Raw genomic sequence first — 24,804 nt, forward strand, 5'->3', positions numbered from 1 at the left:
ATTAGACAAATTTATAAAATAAAAAGTAATATCATATTTTTTAAACACATTCTGCTTCTTTATATTAAGAACAATATATATTCAGAACCGGCTTGTAACTAAGGAGTTTACCTACTGGGGAGGCAAGTCACACTTTAGGCCGTGGCGGCATCACCCAAAGCAGAAACCTACCACGTAAAAGAGGGGAAGAAAGCACCGGCGGAGTTCTCTGGCAGGGCATGCATCTATGGCAAGGGCATTTCAGGCGAGTTTTACCAAAAAGAGCCTAAAAACGAAACCCACGGTCTGTTCTCGTAGATAAGAACAGACCGTGGGTTTGCTTCACTAAACAGCATGAAAAGCGAGACTTTTCGCCACCAAGCTACCCTTCCAAAAAATTGATGGTTTTAAACAACTCCACTTGCTCGCCTCTCAGACGCCGGTGAGATACCTCCGCGTCCCGCCGTTAAAAAAAGGCCTAGAAGCGGCCAGAGGCCGCAGGTAGCCCACACTCGCCGGAGGCGAGCGAGTGGAACCATTCCTTTTACAAGACTACCTTTAATTTCTATTTTTGGGCTCTTTTCAGGAAAACAGCCCAAAAACGCTGCGGTCTTTGGAGAAACGCTCTCTCTTTGGAGTAGTCCACTAACAAAAAAACTCTCTTCTGGGCTCATCCTACCCATAAGTCTAAAACAAAGGAGCACGATATTTGATTGTCCCCCTTTGAAGGGGATAGAGAGATGATTACTCCTGCTGGTAATGGCGGTTCCTGTCCTTTACACCGGCTGTTTAGCATTGAACGAAAGCTTCTTGCCTCTTCTTCCGCCTTTCTCATCCCCCTACCATGCCTACAAAATCCGGTGGGGTAGGATGAGCTTCAAAGGGGGAGCAGGAGAGTTCTGCTCTCAACCCTCTTCTTTCTTGCACTAACGTGAACTGGGCAATGGAAAGAGGCTTTAGGGCTAGCAACTATTATAACCCGTTTACTCTGCCCTTTCTAAGAAATCGCTGTGCCCATACATACTGAAGAATTTGTTTTCGGCCTCTACGGTGCCAATTAAGATGATTTCTGCCTCGGGCGGCAGCACCATGAAAGGGTCTGGGTTGATCATGAGGTCTTCGCCCTGTCTTACGGCAATGATGGTGCAGCCGGTCTCCTGCCGGATGGAGGATTGCGCGATGGAGCGGCCCGCCAGCTGCTGGGGAACCTGCACTTTGAGCAAGTCCAACCCTTCGGCCACCATTAAAATATCGCTCCGCTTGAGCAGGTTGAAGATGATGTTGCCGCCCATAGACGCATAAGACATCACAAAATCGGCCCCGGCCCGGTGCATGGTGGGCAGGTTGCGCTGCAAGGTGGAACGGGTGATGATCTGGATATCGGGGCGCAGGCGGCGGCAGTAGATGGTGAGGTACACGTTCATGTCGTCGTCATGGGTGGTGATGATGACGCACGGCGATTCGTCAATGCCCGCGGCTTTCAGGACTTCCAGTTCAGCGGCATCGCCCAGCAGGTAGTTGGGGTTGGCCTTGATGCGGGCCGGGTCTTTCTCCACAATCCGGTAATCCAAGTTACGCGCGGCCAGCGACTGCCCCGTGGCGCGGCCCACCCGTCCGCCGCCCAGGATGATCACAGGGCCCTTCAGGTGCCTTTCGGTTTGGTACACCTGGTTGTACTTCTCTATCTGCCTTTTTGACCCGGCCAACACCAGCACCGTGGTCTCGGTAATCAAGGTTTCGGGTTGGGCGGCCCCAAACCGGCCCCGTTCCCAAACGCCTACCACGCTCACGCCCACCCGTTCGCGCAGCTTCGTTTCTTTCAGCGTCAGGCCCACCAAGGGCGATCCCGCCACAGAGGCTTCGGCAATCTGCAACTCTTTGAACTCCCCAATCACCTGGGCGCAGGCGTCTCCTCCGCTGGCGCGCCGTGCCAGGAAAACCCCCATCATCTCGCCCAGTTGTAGCACATGGTTGCTGCCCGCCAACCCCAGAATATCTACCGAGGCCGCAAAGTTGCAGGTAGAGATGATGGGCACCTCACCGCTAATCTCGCGCACGGTGAAAGCAATGTTGGTATTGATGACATCGGTGGCCGTGGCCGCCACCAGGGCCGCCTGCTGCACGTTCACCCGGATGTACGTCTCTGGGTCATCCAGATCTCCCAACATGACTTTGATGCCCAGGCCGTGCAGCCGCAGCCCTTCGGCCAAATCTGGCACCAGCACCACGTACGGGTACCCGAACTGATTTAATTTAATGATCAGGGATTCGGTGACCGGCCCGTACTGGGTGAGCACCACGTGCCCGCTGGTACCCGCCGGAAGGGCGCGCGGCACCTGGGCATCTTCCTGGGCTTTCATCCAGGGGGCGTAGAAGAAATTGATGAAGGTAAACGGAAACAGGATGAGCAGAAACACCATGCCCGACAGCAGCACCACAATGGAGAAAAACCGCCCCGAATCACTGTGAAAGGTAATGTCCCCGAAGCCCAGGGTAGACATGACCGTGAGCGTCCAGTACAAACCCGTGATCCAGGAAAAGATGCGTCCCTCCCGCAGCATGAGCAGGTGGAAGATGACGGTGAAGACCACAATCAAGGCCAGCAAGACCAGCATGAATTTCCCCAGCAGGATGAGGTTGCGCCGGTCTGGCTTGTTCTTGAGGAAGAGCAGCAGTTGGGTAGGTAAGAATTTCATAGCCTATACGTACTACGGGAAAAACAGGAAAGAGAAACAGCAAAGCTACAAAAGCAGGGCGGCGCACCTGAACTTCAGGCGCTGTTTTCTGCCTGATTTCCTAAAAACAGGGGTAAAACGGAAGGCCCAGCGTGCCCGAGCCAACGCCTTTTCCGCTAACTCTCTCAGTAGTGTATAGCTAGCCTTCGTTTTGCCTGTATTTTCTGGAAAATAGCCTTAAATTGGTCACGCATCTCTTTCTCTTCTTTGGTTCATGAAACACCTGTTCAAGATGACCGCTTTCTACCTGTTCCTCTTCCTTCTTTTCTCCTGCTCCAGCAGCGAAAAAATTGCTTCGTCTAAGGAAGTAGGCCAATGGAAAACCCAGGCCGCCCGGGTCACCATCATAAGAGATGATTTTGGCGTGCCGCACGTGTACGGAAAAACAGATGCCGATGCGGTTTTCGGGCTGTTGTACGCGCAGTGCGAGGATGATTTCAACCGGGTAGAGCGGAATTACCTCTGGGCGACGGGCCGCTTGGCCGAGGTGGAGGGCAAGGAAATGCTGTACAGCGACCTCCGGGCGAAACTCTACATGACGCAGGAAGAAGCCATCCAGAATTATGAGAAAAGCCCCGAGTGGCTGAAAAAACTTTGCCAGGCCTTCGCGGATGGCGTCAACTACTACCTGTACACGCACCCCGAGGTAAAGCCCAAACTGCTCACCCGCTTTGAACCCTGGATGCCCATGTACTTCACCGAAGGTTCCATCGGCGGCGACATAGAAAGCATTCCGCTGAACAAGATTCAGGCGTTCTATGAGGACAACAAGGCGCAGGAACTTACCGGTTACCACCACCAACCATCGGCGCAGCCCAACATCTTGGCGGAACCCAAAGGCTCCAACGGCTTCACCATCTCGGGCAAACACACCGCCTCGGGCAACGCCATGCTGCTGATTAACCCGCACACGTCGTTTTTCTTTAGAGGCGAAGTACACGCCGTGAGTGAGGAAGGCCTGAATGCGTACGGCGCGGTGACCTGGGGACAATTCTTCATTTACCAGGGCTTCAACGAGAAAACCGGCTGGATGCACACCTCGGCGTACGCCGATGTGGTGGATGAATTTGAGGAAACCATCAGCAAGCAAAACGGCAAACTGGTCTATAAATATGGCGACGGGCAACGCCCGGTCACTACTTCTGAAGTTACCCTGGCTTATAAAGAAGGAAACGAAACCAAGCAAAAGACCTTCACCACCTACAGAACGCACCACGGCCCCATCACGCACCAGAACGGAAACAAATGGGTAGCCACGGCCATGATGTGGAAACCGGTAGAGGCACTCACGCAGTCGTACACCCGCACCAAGAAACGCAACCTGAAGGAATTCAACGAGATGATGCAGCTGCGCACCAACTCCTCCAACGGAACCATCTACGCCGATGCGGAGGGCAACATCGCCTACTATCACGGCAACTTCTTCCCCATCCGCGACACCGCCTTTGACTACTCCAAACCCGTAGACGGCAGCAATCCTAAAACCGATTGGCAGGGCCTGCATTCCTTGGAAGAAACCATCCGGGTCATCAACCCGCCCAACGGCTGGATTCAGAACTGCAACTCCACCCCTTTTACCAGCGCCGGGGAGTACAGCCCCAAAAAAGAAGACTATCCCGTGTACATGGCTCCCTCCGCCGAGAATTTCCGGGGCATCCATGCCGTCCGCCTGCTCAAGAACGCGAACAACCTGACCCTGGACAAACTCATCGGCTTGGCCTATGACCCGTACCTGCCGGGTTTCGAGGTACTCATTCCCGGCTTGGTGAAGGCGTACGACCAGCAGAAACCGAATGACCCCAAGCTGAAGGCCGCCATGGACGTGCTGCGCCGCTGGGATTACGCGGTGGCCAAAGAATCGGTGGCGATGTCTTTGGCGCACTTCTACGCCACCATTTCCACCAGAAACGGCAGCGCGCCCAAAAGCCTGAACCTGATAGAGCGCTTCGAATATTACGCGAACAAGTCGCCGGAGAAAGAACGGCTAGACCTTTTCCGCCAGACCATCGCGCAACTGGAAAAAGACTTCGGCACGTGGAACACGCCTTGGGGCGAAATCAACCGCTTCCAACGCCTCACCGGCGATATCCAACAGCCGTTCAATGATGCCAAACCAAGCCTGCCCATCGGGATGGCCTCCGGGAACTGGGGCGCACTGGCCTCGTACGGGGCGAACTCCTATAACACCAAGCGCCTGTACGGCACCTCGGGCAACAGCTTTGTGGCCGTCGTGGAATTCGGGCCGAAGGTGAAGGCAAAGACGATGCTGGCGGGTGGACAGAGCGGCGACCCTACCTCCCCGCATTTCAGTGACCAAGCCCAGCGCTACGCCGATGTGCAGTTCAAAGACGCCGCCTACTACCGCGAAGACGTGGAGAAACGCGCCAAAGCCACCTACCATCCCGGCGAGAAAAGACCCTAAGCAGCTATACCGAAACTCGTTTTAAGCCTGTTTCCCGGAGAACAGGCTTAAAACGAGTTTTTGAAAAACTTGTACCTATCAGCCCTACTCCAAACCAACCGCACCAGACACAACACATGCACAAAACCACCCAACTCCTGTTACGAGGCCTTTTGCCCGTCACTTTTGCCCTCGGCACCTTATCCGCCTTGGCGCAATCCGCAGAAAAGCCGAAGCCCATCTCCGTAGACAAGCGCTATGAAAACGAGGTAAAAGCTCTGGCTAAAAACGCCTCGGTGAAGGCTGCTTTCCAGACCATCCTGGAGTTGGAGCCGCAAACGCTTCAAGACCTGATTACGCTCACCGAGATTCCGGCCCCGCCGTTCAAAGAAGAAGTACGCGGCAGGAAGTACGCCGAAATGCTGCGCGCCGCAGGGGCTGATTCGGTCTGGACGGATGAGGTAGGCAACGTGCTGGCCCGCCGCAAAGGCAGAACCGGCACCAAAACAGTCGTCATGGAAGCGCACCTGGACACGGTTTTCCCTGAGGGCACCAATGTGAAAGTAACCCAACGAGGAGACACGCTCCTCGCTCCCGGCATTGGTGACGATACTAGGGGCTTAGCCATGGTACTGTCCGTTTTGAAGACGTTAGAGCAAAACGGCCTGGAAACGGAAGCTGATGTGCTGTTCATCGGCACGGTGGGCGAAGAAGGTCAGGGCGACCTGCGCGGCGTGAAGCACCTGTTTTCAGAAAAAGGCCCTAAAATCGATTCGTACATCGCCGTGGATGGCACGGGCATAGGAAGCGTAACCAACCGAGGCTTGGGCTCGCACCGCTACCGCATCACCTTCAAAGGCCCCGGCGGACACTCCTCCGGCGCGTTCGGGCTGGTGAATCCGCATAACGCGTTGGGCCGGGCCATCCACTACTTCGCCGTGGAGGCCGACAAATTCACCAAACAAGGCATCCGGACGACCTACAACGTGGGCGTGATTGGCGGCGGCACCTCAGTGAACTCCATTCCGTTTGAGTCCTGGATGGAAGTAGACATGCGCTCCGAGAGTCCCGAGCGGGTAGAAGGTATCGACAAACTCCTGCAGGCCGCCGTGCAGCGGGCCTTGCAGGAAGAAAACCAGATGAAGCGGATCGGGGCGAACTTAACTGTAGATGTGAAACTGATTGGCGACCGTCCGGCCGGTGGCGTGGCCCCCAGCGTGGCTTTGGTGCAGCGCAGCGTAGCCGCCACCCGGTTCCTGGGCACCGAACCTGCGTTACGCGTTGGCTCTACCAATTCCAATATTGCGTTCTCTAAAAACGTACCGGCAGTGACCATCGGCAGCGGCGGAAAAGGCGGCGGCGCCCACGCCCTGGACGAGTATTGGATTAACGACAAAGCCTATCTGGGCACCCAACGGGCCTTGCTCCTGCTCTTGTCAGAAGCCGGGATGGCCAAAGGGAAGAAGTCTGCCGTTCAGTAATCATGCGGCAGCTTTCCGTGAGCCGAGAGGTGACCGATAAAGCTGCTCTGCGAAAGAAACTGCGTTTTGGGCCTGTTTTCCCGAAATCAGCTCATAAACGCTTCCCCTTATTTTTGTCATCCTGAAAGGAACTTATGGGCGAACTAGGTAGGCTTTGAATAAACGCTATTACCGTTCGCTCACAAGTTCCTTTCAGGATGACAAAAGAAGGGAATTGAATAGTACTTTACGTTCTCCTATCACCTTCCTCTTACATCTAAAATCTGTTCCTATGATAACAAAGTTTTACCGTTCCCTCACCCTCCTGCTGCTCTTGTCGGTGGCGGTTTGCCACGCGCAGACGGTTCCGTCGCCCAAAGAGCATTTCGGCTTCAACATAGGAGACGATTACCAATTGGCAAACTTCACGCAGACCGAAGCCTATTTCAAGAAACTGGCCGCCTCTGACCGCACCAAGTTGGTGGACATCGGGCTCACCGAGGAAGGCCGTCATCAGTTCATGCTCATTGTTTCTTCGCCGGAGAACATCCGGAATCTGAGCCGTTTTAAGGAAATCTCGCAGAAACTGGCCCGGGCCGAAAACCTCACGGAGGCACAAGCCCGCACCTTAGCGGCAGAGGGTAAAGCCGTGGTGTGGATTGACGGCGGGCTGCACGCCACCGAAACCGTGGGCATTCACCAACTGATAGAAACCGCCTGGAATCTGGTGAGCCGCCAGGATGCCGAAACCAAGCGCCTGCTGGACAAGACCATTGTGCTCCTGACGCACGCCAACCCCGACGGGCAGGAACTGGTGAGCAACTGGTACATGCGCGCGCGCAAAGAAAAAGACCGCTCCCTAAGCAATCTGCCCCGCCTGTACCAGAAATACGTGGGCCATGACAACAACCGTGATTTCTTCATGAACAACATGAAAGAGTCGCAGAACATCAGCCGCCAGCTGTTTGTAGAGTGGATTCCGCAGATTATGTACAACCACCACCAGCGCGGCCCGGCCGGGTCGGTGCTGGCAGGGCCGCCGTACCGTGACCCGTTCAACTACGCGTACGACCCGCTGCTGGTGACCAGCATTGATGCCGTGGGCGCCGCCATGAACAACCGCCTGAACGCCGAGGACAAGCCCGGCTACACCCAGCGGGCAGGCTCCCAGTTTTCCACCTGGTGGAACGGCGGTTTGCGCACCACGCCGTACTTCCACAACATGGTAGGCCTGCTCACCGAAATCATCGGGCATCCTACGCCGGAAGAGATACCGTTGGTGCCGCAACGTCTGTTGCCCAATGGTGCCACGCCTAACCCAGTCACGCCGCAGAAGTGGCATTTCAAGCAGTCCATTGATTATTCTGTATCGCTCAACTATGCCGTGCTTGATTATGCAGCCCGTCACCGCGATGAATTGCTGTATAACATCTACCGCATGGGCAAGAACTCCATGGAGCGCGGCAGTAAAGACTATTGGGCTCTTTCTCCCAAGCACGTAGAAGCCATTACCGCCGCTCACGCGAAAGAGCAGAAATCAACTGAGGGTGACAACTCCACTAGTGAGGCCGCTTCCGGTGGCGGAGGCAACGTTCCGGTAAAGCACTTTGAGACGGTGTTCAAAGACCCGGCCTTACGCGACCCAAGGGGCTACATCATCTCGGCGGCCCAGCCTGATTTTCCTACCGCCGTCACCTTTGTGAACGCACTTATCAAGTCTGGAATTCTGGTGCACAAGGCGACCGAAGAATTTAAAGTAGCGGGCAAAAGCTACCCCGCCGGATCTTACGTGGTGAAGACCGATCAGGCGTTTCGGCCGCACGTCCTGGACATGTTTGAACCGCAGGAGCACCCCAACGATTTTCAGTACCCGGGCGGGCCTCCCATCAGGCCATATGACGCCGCCGGGTGGACGTTGGCGTTCCAGATGGGCGTGCAGTTTGACCGAGTTTTAGACAGCTTCAAAGGCCCCTTCCAACCTATACCGTACGGCGAACTGCAAGTTCCCAAAGGCAACCTGCAAGCCTCGGCGACTGATGCTGGTTATGTATTGGATGCCCGCGCCAACCATTCGTTCATTGCCGTCAATGACTTGCTCCAGGCCGGTGCCGAGGTGTACCGAATGCCTGCTTCCGGTGCTGACCAAGGCAATTTCTTCGTTCCAGCCACCGACAAATCCAGAGCCCTCGTGCAAAAAGCCGCCGCTGATTATGGGCTTACCATCAAAGGAGTTGGGCAACGTCCGGCTGGTGCCACCAGCAAGGTTTCTCCCCTGCGCATCGCCCTTTGGGATACCTACGGAGGTTCCATGCCCTCGGGCTGGACGCGCTGGATTATGGAGCAATACCATTTTCCCAGCCAACTGGTGTATGCCAAGGACATTGACGCCGGTGACCTGAACAAGAAATATGACGTGATTCTGTTTGTGACCCGGGCCATTCCACCCGTTTCGGCGCAAGGCAACAATGAAAGAGGCGGCGACGGCCGAGGCCCCAAGCCGGAAGACATTCCTGCGGAGTACCGCTCTCAGCTGGGTTCCATCACCGCAGACAAGTCTATCCCGGCCCTCCGGAAGTTCATGGAAGCGGGCGGCACCGTGGTCACCATCGGCACCAGCACCAACCTGGCCTATCACCTGAAGCTCCCCGTGAGCAACGCCTTGGTGGAGATGAATGCCTCCGGACAGGCCAGACCGCTTGCGTCCACCAAATATTACATCCCCGGCAGCATCCTGCGCGTGAAATACGCCACTTCCCAGCCCGCCACTTGGGGTATGCCCACCGAAGGCGATGTGTATTTTGACAACAGCCCCGTGTTCAAACTCGCCCCAGATGCCGTCGCCAATGGCGTCATAAAACCACTGGCCTGGTTCTCCACTGATAAACCGCTCCGCAGCGGCTGGGCCTGGGGACAGGCGTATTTGAAAGATGGTGTAGCGGCTTTCTCCGCCCCCGTGGGCGCAGGTACTTTCTACGCCTTTGGCCCGGAGATTACGTTCCGGGGTCAGGCGCACGGCACTTTCAAACTGCTGTTTAATCAGTTGTATTCCACAGGTACGGGTGCGGCACAAAGCATGCGGTAGAAAGAGATTATTATCAGCGTTCGTCCTGTTGTTATCGCTTGCTTACTGGATGAACGCAGATAATGACTTTATAGAATACTTTTAAAAGTTGACAAATGAAGCTGTTTAGGGGTTCCTGCCTGTTTTCATAAAAGCAGGCAGAAAACGATGGCACAAGCAGATGCTTTTAGAGCATGTTTAAAATTTGTCTTTCGTGCTGCAAATGGCCATAGAAAGAACCCTACGTTCGCGCTTCTATCGCCTTCGTAGCGCTGCCACGAGGTTCTGAAACCACCTCCGCAGAACCTTACTCTTGCCATTCTCGCTGATGAATCCAAAATTTAACATGCCCTTACCAGTAGACAGACCTCTTGTTCTTGAACTGTTTTCCGAAAAAGAGCCTAAAAACGAAGTAGCAGCGGACGCTTGCAAAGAAATTGCTTTAAATACCGGTTTATGAAAAACCCTAAACAGGTTCTACTATTCGCATAACCCTGTGAATGGCTTTGAAATAATAAATTCTGTGCTTAGATAACTTTTTTGAATTCGGGGCTTTGTAGGTTCAACACATAGCTCCCTCTTGCATTCCCTTTATTGTCATTGAACCTTTGCTGGTATTCATGGAGCGGAGCGTCTGCAATCAACTTGGAAATATCAGCAAAGGAGATTTGCCATACTCCTGTCATAGGACTGACATTGATCCGTGACGCACCTTGTTCAAACCTCAAGGCTTGCCAGTCAACCCAAAAATATATTTCAATGTTAGCGTAATGTGCCTTATAGCGTAAAAAGTCTTTTTCATTAAATACTACCGCCCACTGCGGGTCTAGAGCGTAGCGGGATTTGGCCTGAAAGAAAGGAGTATTCTGGACTTTCACGTCTCCTAGCTGCTGATCTTGCAGACGAAGTAGATCTGGCGCATATTTATTATGAGACTTTTCAGGGTTTATCGCTACGTGCAACTGTGTTCCGAAGAGTTGCACAAACGCCTCCTCTTTCTTTACTCCAAATTGGCACCAAACCCCTTTGTCCTGTAAGTCATGATGGGTAATTGCCTTGTTGTTAATGTCGTATAATGTATAGGCCATCTTTATAAAATATTTGGTTTATTCAATATAGGTACTTACAGGAATAAAGTTGTCTTCCCCAGGGTTTAAGATTACTTTCGCATCCGAAACTATGGACACTACCAATCTGATTCCAGTAGCCGAAGCGGCACAAGTTTTAAATTGCTCAGAGCAATTCGTGAGACAATTACTAAGAGAAGGAATCATTCAGGGACAAAGACTTAAAAGCACTTGGCTCATTGACAAGAACACATTTGAGCCAGAAAGAATTGAGTTAAGAAAAAATAAAACAAACCCGAGCGATAGAAAGTCCCAGATTAAATTGGATTCAACGAGCAGCCACAAGAAGCTTAAGGCGTTAAGTTTCTTCTCTGGTGCTGGCGGGTTAGACATAGGTCTTGACAAGGTTGGGATCAAAGTCTTGCTAGCCTGCGAAATAGACAAGGCTAGCAGAAGAACCCTCATCACAAACAATCCTGAAATTGGCCTTATAGGATAATTATTTAAAAGAATCAAAAAAATTTAAAGGAGGACTATTTGAATTCATTGCGGCTATTCTTTTGGAGAATAGTAGAGCTTTAACATTAGAGGGTAGAAAAGACTTTCTAGTTTCTGAACTACTTGTGTAATAATTATCTTTAATAAATCTACCTTCCCTTTGTATTTAAAGACTAAACAGGCAGATAAATAATCCTATATTATTTTAAAAGGCTTTAATAACATCAACTATCATTGCAGGCACCTTTTGCAATAATGCCTGACCTTAAAGCAATTGTTTGTCCGAGATTTGTCCGGACTTAAAAGAAAAACGCGAAGATTGCTGAAATTCAGCAATCTTCGCGTTTTTAGGTAGCGGGAACAGGACTCGAACCTGTGACCTTTGGGTTATGAGCCCAACGAGCTACCAACTGCTCCATCCCGCACTGTTTGTAATACAAATGTAGGGGCTTTTTCTATTCGCTCCAAATACTTTGTGAAAGTTTTTCTAAAAACGGCCCGTAATCCCGAAGTGAATCTTGCCGCGTTGCAGGCTAAACCCCTCCTGAGAAGTCCTTCCTACGGAGTAAACTAGCTGAAACACACCGGCTCCCGTGGAGAAACTGATACCGCCACCTACGCCGCTGGCCCACTGAATATTTTTTTCACGTTGAAGGTCACGGCGCAGATATCCTTGGTCGTACAGGAGGAAAACGTACGAATCTTGGCCGGTATACTGCCGATACTCCAGCGTACTGAGGACGTACGACGAGGCATAAAAGGCGTAATCGTCAAAGCCCCGGAGCGTAGCCAGTCCGCCTAAGCGGAACAGTTCATTCAGGTACAGCCGTTGATTCACCAAGGCCTCGGCGCGCAGGCGCGTGAGCACCACCCCGTTTTTGGTGACCGGCCAGTACCGCTCCACCCGCCCGGAGAGGGAAAGCTGGGAGGTTTTCAGCTGCAGGGTGTCATAGTAGCTGGCTTCCACCCGGGCGTTGCGCTGCACCCGCTTGTTTCCTACTGCACCCTGAAAAAAGGCTTGGGTGCCTCGGCGTGGAAAGTACAGGTCATCTAAGTTGCCCCAAGCATACGACAACCCGTACGAGGTGAAGTTGGCGTCAATAGCCGAGGAGTCGGAGGTGCGCTGCCGCAGGGCTTCCGGCGAGAGTAGTTGGGAGCTGACCACCTCGGCAAAGAACGTAACACGGCTGGTGGTAGACAGCGGATAGGCAATCTCCAGGCGGGGACGCAGGTTCAGAAAAGACGTGTCTTGCTTGTAGAGATGGAACAGCCCGGCCACCTCAAAAGGCGAGTTGAAAAAGTGCGGGTGGCGGTATTCCACATCCAGAAGTTGCGAGTTACGTTCTACTTTGCGCCAATGCAGGCCAATCTGCTTGCCGCTGCCCCGCAGGTTACGCACCTGCAGGTTCACTTCGCCGGTAATCAAAAGTTTGGCTGCCGAGGAGTTAGGGTCAGGTAGAAACCCGATGATACCGTCAAACTGATTGGCTTTTTTCTCGTCCAGGAAGAAATACACGCGGGCCTGGTTTTTCGCGAACAAGACCTGCGGATCGCCGGTGATGCGCACAAACGGCAACTGCCGGAGCGCCCGCATGGCAGCTTCTATGCGTTGCAGAGAATATGGCTGGCCCGGGGCAAGCTGGGTGTAGCGGTACAGGGTGCGCAACTGCATGCGGCTGCTGCCGATGATTTGCACCGAGTCAATGAGCATCAAAGGCCCACGCGCCACCCGCAACACGCCGCTGATGGAATCGTTGTAGAGGCGCAGGGAATCTATTTGGACGGCGGCATAGGGAAAACCGCTGTTCTCTGCTTCGCGCAGGAGTGCTTGTTGCAATTGGGCAAACTCCGCCGGACGGAAAGGCTGACCGCTGTACAGTTTCTCCCGGAAGCCCACTTTCTCCAGCAGCCCTTCGCCTACGTTGCCGTTTCGGAGCGAGGCCCAGCTATACGGCCGACCCACGTACACGTGCACCCACAGAGAATCTTTGCGTTGTTGCAGGCTGTCAATAGAAGCGGTGAGGTAGCCTTCTTCCTGCACGCGGGAAAGCCAGCCGCGGAGTTCCTGCTGCAAACCCAGCGAATCGCGGGAGGTGAGTTTGGGTTGGAGACGCTGCCAGATTCTGACGGCATCGGGGTCGGGCGAGAGGACTTTTACCACCCGTTTGTCCTGCGCCTGTCCCACGCCGCCGCAAAGCAGCAAACCCAGGAGGAGCCCCAGAAATGCGTATCTTTGCCAGCGACTCTTTTGGCACGGACGGGAACTAGACCTCCTCTTCATTGTTTCTAAAGGTACGGCTTCTGCCACAAAGGTACGGCCGGTTCTATTTACACGTAACGCTTTCCATAGCCCCAGCATATTTTGGCCGGAATTTATCTTCATATCCCTTTCTGCAAACAAGCCTGCCACTACTGCGATTTCCATTTCAGTACGTCTATGGGCCTGAAGGAGCAGGTGCTGCACGCCATGCACCGGGAACTGGCGCTGCAGCAGAACTACCTGAACGGCGAAACCATTGATACCATTTACTTCGGGGGTGGCACGCCGTCCATCTTATCTGTGGCCGAGCTGAACGGTCTTTTAGAGGCGATTTACGCAAAACACCCCGTAAACCCTTCTGCCGAAATCACGCTGGAAGCGAACCCCGATGACCTCACGCTGGAGAAACTGCGGGCCCTGCGGCAAACGCCGATTAACCGTCTGAGCATTGGTGTGCAGTCGTTCCATAACCCGCATTTGCAGTTAATGAACCGTCCGCATACCGCGGCGGAGGCGGCAGATTGCATCAAACAGGCGCAGGAGGTGGGCTTCGACAACATTTCCCTGGATTTGATTTACGGGATTCCGGCCGAGGATGCGGCGCTGTGGGAGCAGGATTTGGCGAAAGCCTTTGCCTTGCGGGTGCAGCACCTTTCCTGCTATGCCTTGACCATTGAACCCAACACGGTGCTGGGGCATCGGCTTAAGAAAGGGAAATTCACGCCTGCCGAGGAAGAGCGCGTGGCGCAGCAATTTGAGTTATTGATGCTGGAGGCCAAAGCCCACGGGTTCCTGCACTATGAAATCTCCAACTTCTGCCAGCCAGGCTTTGAGAGCAAGCACAACAGCAGCTACTGGAAACAGGTGCCGTACCTGGGCATCGGGCCGAGCGCGCACTCGTTCAATGGGGTGAGCCGTCAGTTCAACGTTGCCCATAACCCCAAGTACGTGCAGGCACTGGAAGCTGGGCAACTGCCTTGCACGGTAGAAGAACTCTCCGTGGAAGACCGCGTGAACGAATACGTGATGACTACCCTGCGCACCAGTTGGGGCTGTGACACGGCGTATATCCAAGCCAAATGGGGAGTAGATTTAGGGACACTCCACGCGACGTATCTGCAGAAAATAGAGGCGCAAGGCTTGCTGCGGAAAGAACAAGGCGTTCTGGTTTTAACCGAAGCGGGAAAACTGCTCGCTGATGAGATTGCGCTGGACTTGTTTTTACTGCCCGAGGAAGCGTAAATTATCCACTCTGTTTCTGGCTTATTTTATGTAAATTAGGCCAGAAATCAAGTTTTATTCTAAGCGTTACAGGCTTAGGTTAAACCCTTGTAGGTTATCACCGTTGAACTAAACTTACTTGTTTGGCGAAACCTAAATGAGTGTCACCTTTACTTCCTTAAGCCATTCCCTTCCATGAAAAAGTCTACCCTTTCCTTCAAATTGATGACCCTGCTCCTATGCGGTTTTCTAACAGTATCTTGTGGTGATGACGATGAAGAACAATTACCTTCTTTGGAAAATCAGCTAGAGTATTTTGACACTATCTATGATCTCACCTTAGGCGCAAGCCTTGATGCGGGCGCTACTGGATTCTCAACAACTAACACCCACCATGTTCAGGCTTTCTTGCTTACAGACGTCAATCAGAACACAGGGGCAGAGAAGGTGAACCTTGTTTTTTATACGTACTCACTAGGTGCATCAAGCTTTAAAACCGGAAGGTTTGAGTACGCCAATTTCGCCGGCTTGACACTTGCCCAGCGAACTGCCACTTACGGGAACAAGAGCTTTTTCCTTAATTCATACCTTGTGGTTGACCTAAACAATGATAAACAACTGGATAACACCGAAGTGGTAAGGATCGCAAGTGGTTCTGTCAACATATCTGGAACGGCACCCAACTACACCTTAGATTGTCATGTAGTACTAGAAAATGGGCAAACCCTGAGAGCCCAGTACTCAGGAGAATTCATTGACATCACCAATGATGTTGTTGATGAAGATGCCAAAGCAAATATGAGAAAAGCTCCTAGCGGTATTTCTTCTGCATTAAGAGCACCAAAATCTTTAAGAGTGGAATAAGCAATTGCCCCAGAACCTACGCTGGCAGGCATTTTTCCTACCTTTGCTTACATCCTCTGTTTTAGCGCTACTTTTGTGAAAAAGGCCCTAAAACAGAGGATACTTTTTTTAAAACCTTTCCCCGCCTAAGAGGTACTTGTCACAGTTACTGACAATTCATGAAGAAGTTTATGTACATTTTGCTCTCGCTCCTAGCCCTTGTAACCATTGGCGGTATGCTGTTTATGGCGTTCGCCCCGCAATTTGGCGCAGCAGCCCACGGGCAAAGCCTGGAACGCATCCAGAACTCAAAGCAGTACCGCGACGGGAAGTTCCAGAACCTATCGCCCACGCCCATGATGGACGATTCTCCCTTTCTGGACAAGGTGAAAATCTTTGCTAAGTTCCTAGGCGGAACAGAGGGGGCTACGCCTTTAGAGGAACTGCCCATGGTGACTTTGCGGAAAGAAGACTTCGCGGCAACTCCCGCGGCTGGAGTCAGGGTTACCTGGTTTGGGCATTCGGCGGTGCTGCTGGAAATAAACGGGAAACGCGTTTTCGCAGATCCTATGCTGGGGCAGCGGGCCTCGCCAGTCTCCTTTATCGGGAGCAAACGGTTTAATGAGAAACTGCCCATTGCCATAGAAGACCTTCCGCCGCTAGATGTGGTGCTGCTGTCGCACGACCACTATGACCACCTGGATCATGGCTCCATTCTGAAACTGAAGGCCAAAACCAAACACTTCTTCGTGCCGCTAGGCGTGGCCGCGCATTTAGTAAAGTGGGGCGTGGAGGCAAGCAAGATCACGGAACTGGACTGGTGGGAAACCGCTGAGTACGAAGGGCTGTTTCTGGCTGCCACGCCCGCGCGCCATTTCTCGGGCCGGGGCCTGAGAGACCGGGACAAAACGCTGTGGTGCTCCTGGGTACTGAAGAGCGGCGGGCACTCCATTTACTTCGGTGGTGACTCTGGCTATGACACGCACTTCAAGCAGATAGGCGAAAAATATGGCCCCTTTGACCTCACCATGCTGGAATGCGGCCAGTACAACGAGGCTTGGAAGTACATCCACATGATGCCCGAACAAACCGCCCAGGCACACCTTGACCTGAAAGGAAAAGTCTTGATGTCTACCCACTGGGGAGCCTTTTCCCTGGCCTTGCACCACTGGAAAGACCCTATTCAGCGGCTTTCTGAAGCGGTGCGGCAGCACAACATCCAACTAGCCACGCCGCTTATTGGCCAGCGCTGGAGCCTGCAGGCCGAACTTCCCCAAAAGCAGTGGTGGAAAGACGTTGAGTAGAAAGCCCGGTAGTCCTAAAAAGCAATGATTTCTCTCGCTCACTTCCAGCGCGTGTGGGTTACCTGCGGCCTTTGGCCGCTAGGCAGAACATTACTTATGGCCCTCCCTTCAATAGCACAAAGGCTTTCGATTCCTGTTTCGGGCCTGTTTCTGGAAAAACAGGCCCGAAACAGGGCAATTCTCTAATACGCCAGAGGCCGCGGGTTGCCCACACGCGCCAGAGGCGAGCGAGTACTTTTTTTTCGTTTACCATTACTTTTAGCGGACTACCGAAAGCCCGCACAGACAACACCCAGAGGTAATCGGCGTAACTTATGGTTAGGAATTTCATTGTAAGGGAAGCGTTCGTTTCAGGGTTGTTTTATGGAAAACAGGCCTGAAACGCATCTTAGGAAAAATTAACTTTTCTAACTATGGAAACACTAACCAACCCCCATCGCTTTGCGCCTGCTCCGGGCGGGCAGGGAAGGCAATCTTCCTTCCTTGGTGCTGTTTTCGCCAGCTTGATGGTCTTGTTTCTGGCCGGCATTCTGTACTTCACCCACGTAACCGACTTCTCCTCTCCCCAATCGGCACCCGCCGAGAGGCTTGAGAATCCGCCTACGGTGCAGGACACAGGAGTTGATGCTCCTGTGACAGGCCCTTCTATTGGAACCACCGCCAACCTGGCCAGCTATTCTATGTTTGCCCCGCTTCTAGGGCAACAGGCAGATGCTGCCCCCATGGTTTTCAGGTAGGGCATAGTGGCGTTAAGGCCGCTCTTACCTACCCATCGTTTCTGTTTACCCAGCAGGCTGAAGGGTGGAAAGGCAGGTTTTCTTCCAGAATGCGCTTTGAAACAAACAGGGTTCTCAGCATCTTTGCCAGTACCCGTTTCCACCCTTCAACTCTTCTGTTTTCATGCCAACAAGCGTTCTTTCCCGCTTCTCTTCTTTTCTTCTGGTACTGCTTTTAGCGGGCTGCGCCACCCAGAAAAGCATCTCCGTTGCACCGCAAGATAAACAAGTGACCTATATGGGCCGGGTGGGAAAACCATCGCCGGAGGCAGCGGAATTGTATTGGTCGGGCACGTCGGTGAAGCTGAATTTTGAGGGTACTTCGGTCAAAGCGCGCCTAAAAGACAGCAGCGGCAAAAGCTACTATAACGTCATTCTGGACGGCGACAGCATCTCCATTCTTCAGCCAGATAAAGAGGCCAAGCTATACACGCTCGCGGCTCAGCTACAGCCGGGCAAGCACACGGTAGAACTGTTCAAGCGCACTGAGTGGGACAAGGGCACGACTACGTTTTACGGCTTTGAATTGGAAAACGGCGGCAAAACATTACCTGCGGCTGCGCCGAAAACCAGGATGATAGAATTCTACGGCAACTCCATCACGGCCGGGTACGCGGCAGAGGATTACTCGGGGAAAGATTCCTGGGAAGGCACCAACACCAACAATTACGTGAGCTACGCCGCGCTTACGGCCCGGTTCTTTGACGCCGACTATACCTGTGTCTGCAAAAGCGGCATCGGGGTAACGGTGAGTTGGGAGCCGCTCATCATGCCAGAGATCTATGACCGGCTGAACCCCTCAGACGCGGCCAGCAAATGGGACTTCTCCCAAAAACAGCCCGATGTGGTGGTAGTCAACCTCTTCCAGAACGACTCCCGGATTGTGAACCAACCCAACAACGCCCAGTTCAAGCGCCGCTTCGGGAGCACCAAACCCAGCGAGGAATTCCTGATTTCGGCGTACCAGAACTTCGTGAAAAGCATTAGGAGCAACTACCCCAATGCCCACATCATTGCCATGCTGGGCAACATGGACATTACCCGCGCGGGCTCCCCGTGGCCGGGTTACGTAGAGAAAGCCGTGGCGGGGCTGCAAGACCAGAAAGTCTATACCTTGTTCGCGCCTTATAAAAACACACCGGGCCACCCGCGGGTAGAAGAGCAGCAGGCCATGGCCAACCAGCTCATCACATTCATTCAGGAGAAACTTAACTGGTAGATTTGCCAGAAGCACCCATCGGCTTACCTTTTACTTTATGCAAGAAACCCTGCACCAGAACAAGACCTTTGACCAGCTTAATTATACCGGCAAAGGCGTGGCCGGACGGGAGTTTGAGGAATGCACTTTCCGTAACTGTGATTTCTCCGGCACCAACCTCTCCAACAACAGCTTCGCTGATTGCCGCTTTGAGGACTGCAACCTCAGCATGGTGCAACTGAGCCACTCCAAACTGCATGATGCCACCTTTGTCAACTGCAAGCTGGTAGGCGTGGATTTCAGCCAGTGCCATGATTTCCTGTTTGCCGTACGGTTCAAAGGCTGCTCCCTGGATTACACTTACTTTGGCAAAAAGAACCTAAAAAAGACCGTCTTTGACAGCTGCAGCATCAAGGAAGCCAACTTCACCGACTCTGACTTAACCCAGGCCGCTTTCCTGGACTGCGACCTGGCCAGAACCGTTTTCCAGCGCAGCAACCTGGAGAAAGCAGATTTCAGAACAGCTTACAACTACACCTTAGACCCAGAGCTTAACCGCATCAAGAAAGCGAAGTTCTCCGTTCAGGGTGCGCTGGGCCTGCTGGCGAAGTATGACATTGAGGTGAAATAGCAGTCGTACCCTCTATTCCACAGGAAAATTCCCTTAGAGCTTGTTTACCGCTAAGTAAATACGTATTGATGGCGTGTAACTACTAGAAAAAACCAGAAAAGCGAAATGAAGTAGGAAAGGCGTTTCCCTTTTGCCGTTTTTGCCCTATTTTAGTTGAAATAGGTTAAAAACGAAGGCCTGAGGTCTCCTGCTCATGAATTTACAAGACCATTATACGCACCTATGGGAACAAGCGGCCGCAGAATTCGCACAAGGCCGGTACGAGCTGGATCTGTTCATTGACTCTCCCGCTGACACCCGCAGAGGCGTGACCCTGCTGGCCCGCCCAGACTCTTCGGTGAAAAAGGAAATCCACGGCTTGCTGAAGGAACTCGCCAGGCTGGAACCAGCGCAGTATTACTATCCGGCGCCAGACATCCATTTAACCGTGCTCTCCATCATCTCCTGTTATCCGGGCTTCACGGCAGATCTTATTGAGCCGCAAGCCTACACAGACCTGCTGGAAGAAGCGCTACGGGACATTCCCTCCCTTGAGATCGCCTATGCCGGCTTAACGGCTTCGCCCTCCTGCGTACTGGTGCAAGGCTTCCCGAAGAACGATGCCCTGGAACACCTGCGGGAAAATGTACGGAAGGCTTTCCGGGCTTCTAAATTGCAGCAATCCCTTGACCAGCGGTACACCATCTCCACCGCCCACAGCACGGTAGTCCGGTTCAGGAGGCCACTTGCGCGCCCACAAGCGTTCCTGCAGCAGCTGAAGGAATGCCGGAAACGCGTGTTTGGCGTCTCTGAAATCAACACCCTGGAACTGGTGTGCCATGACTGGTACCAACGCAAAGGCACCACCCAAACCCTGGCCACTTTTGACCTGAAGTAAGCGACTCTCCCTTTTTTCAATTATTTTCGGGAAAACAGGCCTAAAACGCTCCCCATGCTTTCCTCTGCCGCCATTACCTTCCGTCACCGCACCTACCACTTCAACCCGCTGCAACCGCTGGACATTTCTCTGCCGCTAATGCCCGGAAATGAGAACGTGAACTGCTTCTGGGCCGAGCCCGTGCAGGTGGAAACCATTACCGTAGGTGACTTTGTAGGAAGCGTAGCCCAGGGCGGCTCCACCAATTACCAGCGCGTCCACCTCACGCCCCACGGCAACGGCACCCACACCGAGTGCTACGGCCATATCTCGCCAGCCCCCAACGCCACCCTGGACAATTGTCTGCACCGTTTCCTGTTTGTCGCACAGTTGGTTTCGGCCACGCCCCAGCCCCAGGACAACGGCGATTTAGTAATCCTGTTGGAAGATGTGTTGGCCCAGCTAGATGTGAATGACCTGCCGGAAGCCCTGGTTTTGCGCACACTCCCCAATCTGGAAAGTAAACGCACCGCGCAGTATTCAGGCACCAATCCTACGTACCTGGAACCCGCTTTGGCAGAGTTTCTGGCCCGCCACGGCGTAGAGCACCTGCTCCTGGATCTGCCTTCCGTTGACCGGGAGGAAGACGGAGGGGCTTTGCTGGCGCACCATGCGTTCTGGCAATATCCTTATGACACCCGCACTCAGGCCACTATCACCGAGCTGATCTTTGTGCCAGATGCGGTGGAGGATGGATGGTATTTGTTGCAGCAGCAAGTGACCAGTCTGGTATTGGATGCAAGCCCGAGCAAGCCGGTGTTGTATGCGTTGACAGAGGCTCCGGCTCAGGTTTCTTTTGTGGAGGCACCGCATTGATAAAGGTTACCTCCTTTGATGTGCATGTAGTTTGTAGGTGCACGCTGCTTGCTGTTGCTGGCGTGGTGACGGGTTGAGGCGAAGCCCTTATGCTGGATTGTTCCATTGCTGCCCTCCGTGCGCCCATGGCCGCGAGGCCCCGTCTTCCCCTCTCGCACTGCCCTTTCGGCCTGTGAGGTTCTCTTCTTTTAGCAGCTGTTTATCCAGGGCCAAAAGCGAGGCGCGCTCGGGAAAGACTGGAACTGGGGAAAGTAATGGAAGAGTAGTAGTTGGTGGTTAGTATACCCAATCCCGCTCTTCCGGAGCTCCACTCCGGAAGCAACCTGCCGGGGAGTTCCACTCCCCTTCTTTGGCAACACCTGCCCGTGGCTCCCGGCGGAGTGGAACTCCGCAGCAGGCAGGTTCGGGAGTAGAACTCCCGAACAGCAAGGGACAGCAAGGGTAGTGATTAGGGTCTAGCTGTATTGCCCCTCTTCTCCTGTAAAGGCGTATTCCCCTCCTTGGAGGGGTAGGGGTGGGTTCTGGCTCCTACGCAATGTCACCTACTCCAACGACCTCGTAGCGTCTTCAGACCTGCGAGCTTCTGGGCCAATGCCGTTTTTAGCCTGTTTTCTTTAAACCACCGCCAAAACTCCCCTCCTAATTTAGGAGGGATGCCCAGAGGGCGGGGTGGTTCTAAAAACAAAAAGGCTGCCTTGCGGGCAGCCTTTTTGTTTTTCATTGGCGGAAGCCGAGGGAATGCTTAGGCAGTAACTTCTTCAGAAGGAGTAGTAGCCACCGGAGCGGCGTCTACGTTTACTGGGAGAACAGATACGAAAGAACGGTTCTTCACGCCTTTTTTGAAAGACACGATACCATCTGTCAACGCAAACAGCGTGTGGTCTTTCCCTATCCCCACGTTGGCGCCTGGGTGGTGCGAAGTACCGCGCTGACGCACGATGATGTTACCAGCGTTGATGGTTTGACCACCAAAAATTTTCACGCCTAAGCGCTTGGAATGTGATTCGCGGCCGTTGTTAGAACTACCGACACCTTTTTTGTGAGCCATTTCTAGTCTATTTTAATCCTGGGAAGAACCCCCAGGAATAGGTTCTACAATAATTTTCCTTTACCTCAAAAATTAGCCAATCGTGTCAATCAACACTTTGGTGTACTGTTGGCGGTGACCGTTTTTCTTCTTGTAGCCTTTTCTTCTTTTTTTCTTGAAGATAATCACTTTGTCACCTTTGGCGTGTCCCTGGATGGTTCCAGTTACTTTTACCCCATCCACAAATGGAGCACCAACCGTTAAAGTTCCGTTATCATCAGTTAAAAGAACATTGGCGAACTCTACGGCGTCACCCTCATTGCCGGAAAGCTTGTTAGTGTAGAAGAACTTACCGCTCTCTACTTTCGTCTGGATACCAGCGATTTCTACAATTGCGTACATCAGCTTACGATATTTTTAAAAAAATTGAACCGCAAAGGTACGGGCAGTCAAGCTAATATCCAAACAAGCCGTGGTTATTTTAAAGCTGTTTTTACAGGTAGTGAATTGGTTTAAAGCACGTTGCGAGTTATCCCCCAACATGTGGACAACTAACGTGGATAACCACAATGTGCAATGACAATCAGGGAGTTACGCGTGGATAAAGACACAGAAAAAGAAGGCCACCCAGAAAAGGAGCAAAAGAGAGGCCATGTCTACCAGGTGAAGGGGCGTGCTTTCTGGCAGAAACGTAGATGAAAGTACCTAATGGATCAGGCAAAGTCAAGAGAGACCGCAGATTTGTTTTTACATAACCCTGCACGCCGCCAGAACAAGCATTTCGCCAGCTGCCCGCGTAGCCATCAGCCCTATTTCTTCCGGCGCGGGCCAGGGCTTGGGGCGGCAGCGGGCATGCTTCTACCAAAGCGCCAGCATTTCAAATCTGCCCTTCGCCTGCCGGGCTAGCACTTCCTTTCACCCGGGCTGAACCAGCTTTTACCCGGCGCGGCAGAGAACACAGAAACAGATTTGCCCCTTCTCTGCCCAGGGCTTCCGCTTGCTTTCTGTTGCTCTTAAAGACGGCTGTTTTGCATTGGAATCCTTCCCCATAGGCGCTCCAGCCACATTCAGGAGGCGGGGTGCCCTACGTTTCGCCTGCCTGTTGCTATCCTTTAAGAAACCACCTTTTCAGCTATAGAATAAGTTATATATTTAAGGTTTCTAATTTTTATAAATTCGTAATTAATTGCAAATCAACAGCTTACAATGTGGATAACCGCTGTATAAGAAATGGATAAATTCGCCTTTCTGAATCGGGCTACCAACGTATTTGTCCCTATATTTGAAATCTCAAGCCGAAGCAGCCACGTTCCTGATGCAGGAGTCCAGCAGCTGCCAAGCCCAAGGGATGAGCGCTTTTTGCGCTGCCCACTTAAATAAAGTAAGAGCAAGAAACTGTTTAGTCTATGGAGCCTTTATTGCAAGAAAACCCGAACCGCTTTGTCCTGTTCCCCATCCAAAACGATGCCGTGTGGCAGATGTATAAGAAAGCAGAGGCTAGCTTTTGGACGGCCGAAGAGATTGACCTGTCCCCGGACTTGAAGGACTGGGAAAAGCTGAACGATGGCGAGCGCCACTTCATCAGCCACGTGCTGGCCTTCTTTGCCGCCTCAGACGGAATCGTGAATGAGAACCTGGCCATTAACTTCATGCAGGAGGTGCAGTTGCCCGAGGCGCGTTGTTTCTACGGGTTCCAGATCATGATGGAGAACATCCACTCAGAGACCTACTCACTGCTCATTGACACCTATATAAAAGATCCGCAGGAGAAAGATCGCCTGTTCAACGCGCTGGAGACGGTGCCCTGCGTAAAGGAGAAAGGCGAATGGGCCTTGAAGTGGATCAACTCTGAGAACTTCACCGAGCGCCTGATTGCGTTTGCGGCCGTAGAGGGCATTTTCTTCTCGGGTTCGTTCTGCTCTATCTTCTGGATGAAGAAACGCGGTTTGATGCCCGGCCTGACTTTCTCCAACGAATTGATCTCCCGTGACGAAGGACTGCACTGCGATTTCGCCTGCCTCCTGTACTCTATGCTGGAAAACAAGTTGCCCGAGGAGCGCGTACAAACCATCATCCGCGACGCGGTGGCCATTGAGCAGGAATTTGTGACCGATGCGCTGCCCGTAGACCTCATAGGGATGAATGCAAAACTGATGAGCCAATACATCGAGTTTGTGGCCGACCGCCTGCTGGTTTCTTTAGGCTGCGGCAAAATCTACCATTCCACCAACCCATTTGACTTCATGGAGTTGATCTCCCTGCAAGGCAAAACCAACTTCTTTGAGAAACGCGTAGCCGAGTACCAGAAATCTGGCGTCATGAGCGACCGTGATTCTAACGTGTTCTCCCTGGACGAAGACTTTTAGTCAATTCCCGCCTTTCAGCCCAGCGTTCGTTTTTGGGGTGATTTGGCGAAAACAGGTCAAAAACGCCCAATAGCCGGTTGGGTTTATGAAGACAGAGTAGAAGTAAAAGTTCATTTCTCTCGACTTCTCTTATCTTATTTTGTCATCCTGAAAGGAACTTGTGGGCAAGCGGTAGTAGCGTTTACTTCAATGCCTTTTAATTCGCTAACAAGATGCGCTTTTCGGGAGTTCTTACTCCCGAAACC

The 24,804-nt window shown here is 52.7% G+C and carries 19 protein-coding genes and 1 tRNA gene; 14 read left to right on the forward strand and 6 right to left on the reverse strand.

Translation table 11 applies throughout. The features are described from left to right. Nucleotides 1-141: 141 nt before the first annotated feature. Nucleotides 142-297 carry a hypothetical protein gene (locus HHO50_RS14230; RefSeq protein ID WP_181306730.1) on the forward strand — a complete coding sequence of 52 codons (156 nt, stop codon included), beginning with the start codon at nucleotides 142-144 and terminating at the stop codon, nucleotides 295-297. Nucleotides 298-962: 665 nt separating this feature from the next. Here the strand turns inward: HHO50_RS14230 and HHO50_RS14235 are convergent. Further along, complete coding sequence (locus tag HHO50_RS14235; protein ID WP_181306731.1) at nucleotides 963-2,675, reverse strand: TrkA family potassium uptake protein; 1,713 nt, start codon at nucleotides 2,673-2,675, stop codon at nucleotides 963-965. A 253-nt stretch (nucleotides 2,676-2,928) separates the two neighbouring features. Here HHO50_RS14235 and HHO50_RS14240 point away from each other — a divergent pair, with 253 nt between their 5' ends. From HHO50_RS14240 to HHO50_RS14250, 3 genes are all read left to right on the forward strand, one after another. After that, nucleotides 2,929-5,136: an acylase gene (locus HHO50_RS14240; RefSeq protein ID WP_181306732.1), complete on the forward strand. Its 2,208-nt coding sequence runs from the start codon at nucleotides 2,929-2,931 to the stop codon at nucleotides 5,134-5,136. Nucleotides 5,137-5,252: 116 nt separating this feature from the next. Next, the gene (locus HHO50_RS14245) at nucleotides 5,253-6,596 is read left to right on the forward strand and encodes a M20/M25/M40 family metallo-hydrolase (RefSeq protein WP_181306733.1); all 1,344 of its coding nucleotides are present in this window, start codon (nucleotides 5,253-5,255) and stop codon (nucleotides 6,594-6,596) included. A gap of 271 nt (nucleotides 6,597-6,867) precedes the next feature. Further along, a complete protein-coding gene (locus HHO50_RS14250; RefSeq protein WP_181306734.1) occupies nucleotides 6,868-9,657 on the forward strand; it encodes a M14 metallopeptidase family protein in 2,790 nt (929 codons plus the stop codon). A 506-nt stretch (nucleotides 9,658-10,163) separates the two neighbouring features. Here the strand turns inward: HHO50_RS14250 and HHO50_RS14255 are convergent. Then, complete coding sequence (locus HHO50_RS14255; RefSeq protein WP_181306735.1) at nucleotides 10,164-10,724, reverse strand: hypothetical protein; 561 nt, start codon at nucleotides 10,722-10,724, stop codon at nucleotides 10,164-10,166. Between the two features lie 91 nt (nucleotides 10,725-10,815). Between HHO50_RS14255 and HHO50_RS14260 the strand changes: the two genes are divergently transcribed. Then, the gene (locus HHO50_RS14260; RefSeq protein WP_181306736.1) at nucleotides 10,816-11,202 is read left to right on the forward strand and encodes a helix-turn-helix domain-containing protein; all 387 of its coding nucleotides are present in this window, start codon (nucleotides 10,816-10,818) and stop codon (nucleotides 11,200-11,202) included. 351 nt (nucleotides 11,203-11,553) lie between these two features. Here HHO50_RS14260 and HHO50_RS14265 read toward each other — a convergent pair. Together HHO50_RS14265 and HHO50_RS14270 are read right to left on the reverse strand one after the other, a co-directional pair. Then, a tRNA-Met gene (locus HHO50_RS14265) sits at nucleotides 11,554-11,626 on the reverse strand. Between the two features lie 62 nt (nucleotides 11,627-11,688). Continuing rightward, a complete protein-coding gene (locus tag HHO50_RS14270) occupies nucleotides 11,689-13,482 on the reverse strand; it encodes an outer membrane protein assembly factor (protein ID WP_181306737.1) in 1,794 nt (597 codons plus the stop codon). A gap of 81 nt (nucleotides 13,483-13,563) precedes the next feature. Between HHO50_RS14270 and hemW the strand changes: the two genes are divergently transcribed. The 8 genes from hemW to HHO50_RS14310 all read left to right on the forward strand — a co-directional run bounded on the left by hemW (nucleotide 13,564) and on the right by HHO50_RS14310 (nucleotide 21,166). Further along, nucleotides 13,564-14,703 (forward strand): radical SAM family heme chaperone HemW, encoded by a 1,140-nt coding sequence (gene hemW, locus HHO50_RS14275; RefSeq protein WP_181306738.1) that lies wholly within the window; start codon nucleotides 13,564-13,566, stop codon nucleotides 14,701-14,703. Between the two features lie 174 nt (nucleotides 14,704-14,877). Next, the gene (locus tag HHO50_RS14280) at nucleotides 14,878-15,546 is read left to right on the forward strand and encodes a hypothetical protein (RefSeq protein ID WP_181306739.1); all 669 of its coding nucleotides are present in this window, start codon (nucleotides 14,878-14,880) and stop codon (nucleotides 15,544-15,546) included. A 158-nt stretch (nucleotides 15,547-15,704) separates the two neighbouring features. After that, nucleotides 15,705-16,829 carry an MBL fold metallo-hydrolase gene (locus HHO50_RS14285; protein ID WP_181306740.1) on the forward strand — a complete coding sequence of 375 codons (1,125 nt, stop codon included), beginning with the start codon at nucleotides 15,705-15,707 and terminating at the stop codon, nucleotides 16,827-16,829. Between the two features lie 413 nt (nucleotides 16,830-17,242). Then, nucleotides 17,243-17,566, forward strand: coding sequence for a hypothetical protein (locus HHO50_RS14290; protein WP_181306741.1), 324 nt, complete (start codon nucleotides 17,243-17,245; stop codon nucleotides 17,564-17,566). A 163-nt stretch (nucleotides 17,567-17,729) separates the two neighbouring features. Then, complete coding sequence (locus tag HHO50_RS14295) at nucleotides 17,730-18,824, forward strand: SGNH/GDSL hydrolase family protein (protein WP_181306742.1); 1,095 nt, start codon at nucleotides 17,730-17,732, stop codon at nucleotides 18,822-18,824. A gap of 37 nt (nucleotides 18,825-18,861) precedes the next feature. Continuing rightward, nucleotides 18,862-19,434, forward strand: coding sequence for a pentapeptide repeat-containing protein (locus HHO50_RS14300; protein WP_181306743.1), 573 nt, complete (start codon nucleotides 18,862-18,864; stop codon nucleotides 19,432-19,434). A gap of 193 nt (nucleotides 19,435-19,627) precedes the next feature. Next, on the forward strand, nucleotides 19,628-20,311 hold the full coding sequence (locus HHO50_RS14305) for a 2'-5' RNA ligase family protein (protein ID WP_181306744.1): 684 nt from the start codon (nucleotides 19,628-19,630) through the stop codon (nucleotides 20,309-20,311). A 54-nt stretch (nucleotides 20,312-20,365) separates the two neighbouring features. Continuing rightward, nucleotides 20,366-21,166: a cyclase family protein gene (locus HHO50_RS14310; RefSeq protein WP_181306745.1), complete on the forward strand. Its 801-nt coding sequence runs from the start codon at nucleotides 20,366-20,368 to the stop codon at nucleotides 21,164-21,166. Nucleotides 21,167-21,908: 742 nt separating this feature from the next. Here HHO50_RS14310 and rpmA read toward each other — a convergent pair. Further along, nucleotides 21,909-22,214, reverse strand: coding sequence for a 50S ribosomal protein L27 (gene rpmA, locus HHO50_RS14315; protein WP_181306746.1), 306 nt, complete (start codon nucleotides 22,212-22,214; stop codon nucleotides 21,909-21,911). A 72-nt stretch (nucleotides 22,215-22,286) separates the two neighbouring features. Next, nucleotides 22,287-22,595 (reverse strand): 50S ribosomal protein L21, encoded by a 309-nt coding sequence (gene rplU, locus HHO50_RS14320; RefSeq protein ID WP_181306747.1) that lies wholly within the window; start codon nucleotides 22,593-22,595, stop codon nucleotides 22,287-22,289. Nucleotides 22,596-23,599: 1,004 nt separating this feature from the next. Here rplU and HHO50_RS14325 point away from each other — a divergent pair. Then, the gene (locus tag HHO50_RS14325; RefSeq protein WP_181306748.1) at nucleotides 23,600-24,559 is read left to right on the forward strand and encodes a ribonucleoside-diphosphate reductase small subunit; all 960 of its coding nucleotides are present in this window, start codon (nucleotides 23,600-23,602) and stop codon (nucleotides 24,557-24,559) included. Nucleotides 24,560-24,804: the final 245 nt, after the last annotated feature.

This window comes from Rufibacter sp. XAAS-G3-1 (assembly GCF_013623775.1).
Classification (GTDB): Bacteria; Bacteroidota; Bacteroidia; order Cytophagales; family Hymenobacteraceae; genus Nibribacter.

Excerpts from the sequence above, each read along its gene's own strand:
- HHO50_RS14235 (WP_181306731.1), bottom strand. The coding sequence starts at position 2,675 with ATGAAATTCTTACCTACCCAACTGCTGCTCTTCCTCAAGAACAAGCCA.
- HHO50_RS14240 (WP_181306732.1), top strand. The coding sequence starts at position 2,929 with ATGAAACACCTGTTCAAGATGACCGCTTTCTACCTGTTCCTCTTCCTT.
- HHO50_RS14245 (WP_181306733.1), top strand. The coding sequence starts at position 5,253 with ATGCACAAAACCACCCAACTCCTGTTACGAGGCCTTTTGCCCGTCACT.
- HHO50_RS14250 (WP_181306734.1), top strand. The coding sequence starts at position 6,868 with ATGATAACAAAGTTTTACCGTTCCCTCACCCTCCTGCTGCTCTTGTCG.
- HHO50_RS14255 (WP_181306735.1), bottom strand. The coding sequence starts at position 10,724 with ATGGCCTATACATTATACGACATTAACAACAAGGCAATTACCCATCAT.
- HHO50_RS14260 (WP_181306736.1), top strand. The coding sequence starts at position 10,816 with ATGGACACTACCAATCTGATTCCAGTAGCCGAAGCGGCACAAGTTTTA.
- HHO50_RS14270 (WP_181306737.1), bottom strand. The coding sequence starts at position 13,482 with ATGAAGAGGAGGTCTAGTTCCCGTCCGTGCCAAAAGAGTCGCTGGCAA.
- HHO50_RS14280 (WP_181306739.1), top strand. The coding sequence starts at position 14,878 with ATGAAAAAGTCTACCCTTTCCTTCAAATTGATGACCCTGCTCCTATGC.
- HHO50_RS14285 (WP_181306740.1), top strand. The coding sequence starts at position 15,705 with ATGAAGAAGTTTATGTACATTTTGCTCTCGCTCCTAGCCCTTGTAACC.
- HHO50_RS14290 (WP_181306741.1), top strand. The coding sequence starts at position 17,243 with ATGGAAACACTAACCAACCCCCATCGCTTTGCGCCTGCTCCGGGCGGG.
- HHO50_RS14295 (WP_181306742.1), top strand. The coding sequence starts at position 17,730 with ATGCCAACAAGCGTTCTTTCCCGCTTCTCTTCTTTTCTTCTGGTACTG.
- HHO50_RS14300 (WP_181306743.1), top strand. The coding sequence starts at position 18,862 with ATGCAAGAAACCCTGCACCAGAACAAGACCTTTGACCAGCTTAATTAT.
- HHO50_RS14305 (WP_181306744.1), top strand. The coding sequence starts at position 19,628 with ATGAATTTACAAGACCATTATACGCACCTATGGGAACAAGCGGCCGCA.
- HHO50_RS14310 (WP_181306745.1), top strand. The coding sequence starts at position 20,366 with ATGCTTTCCTCTGCCGCCATTACCTTCCGTCACCGCACCTACCACTTC.
- rpmA (WP_181306746.1), bottom strand. The coding sequence starts at position 22,214 with ATGGCTCACAAAAAAGGTGTCGGTAGTTCTAACAACGGCCGCGAATCA.
- rplU (WP_181306747.1), bottom strand. The coding sequence starts at position 22,595 with ATGTACGCAATTGTAGAAATCGCTGGTATCCAGACGAAAGTAGAGAGC.
- HHO50_RS14325 (WP_181306748.1), top strand. The coding sequence starts at position 23,600 with ATGGAGCCTTTATTGCAAGAAAACCCGAACCGCTTTGTCCTGTTCCCC.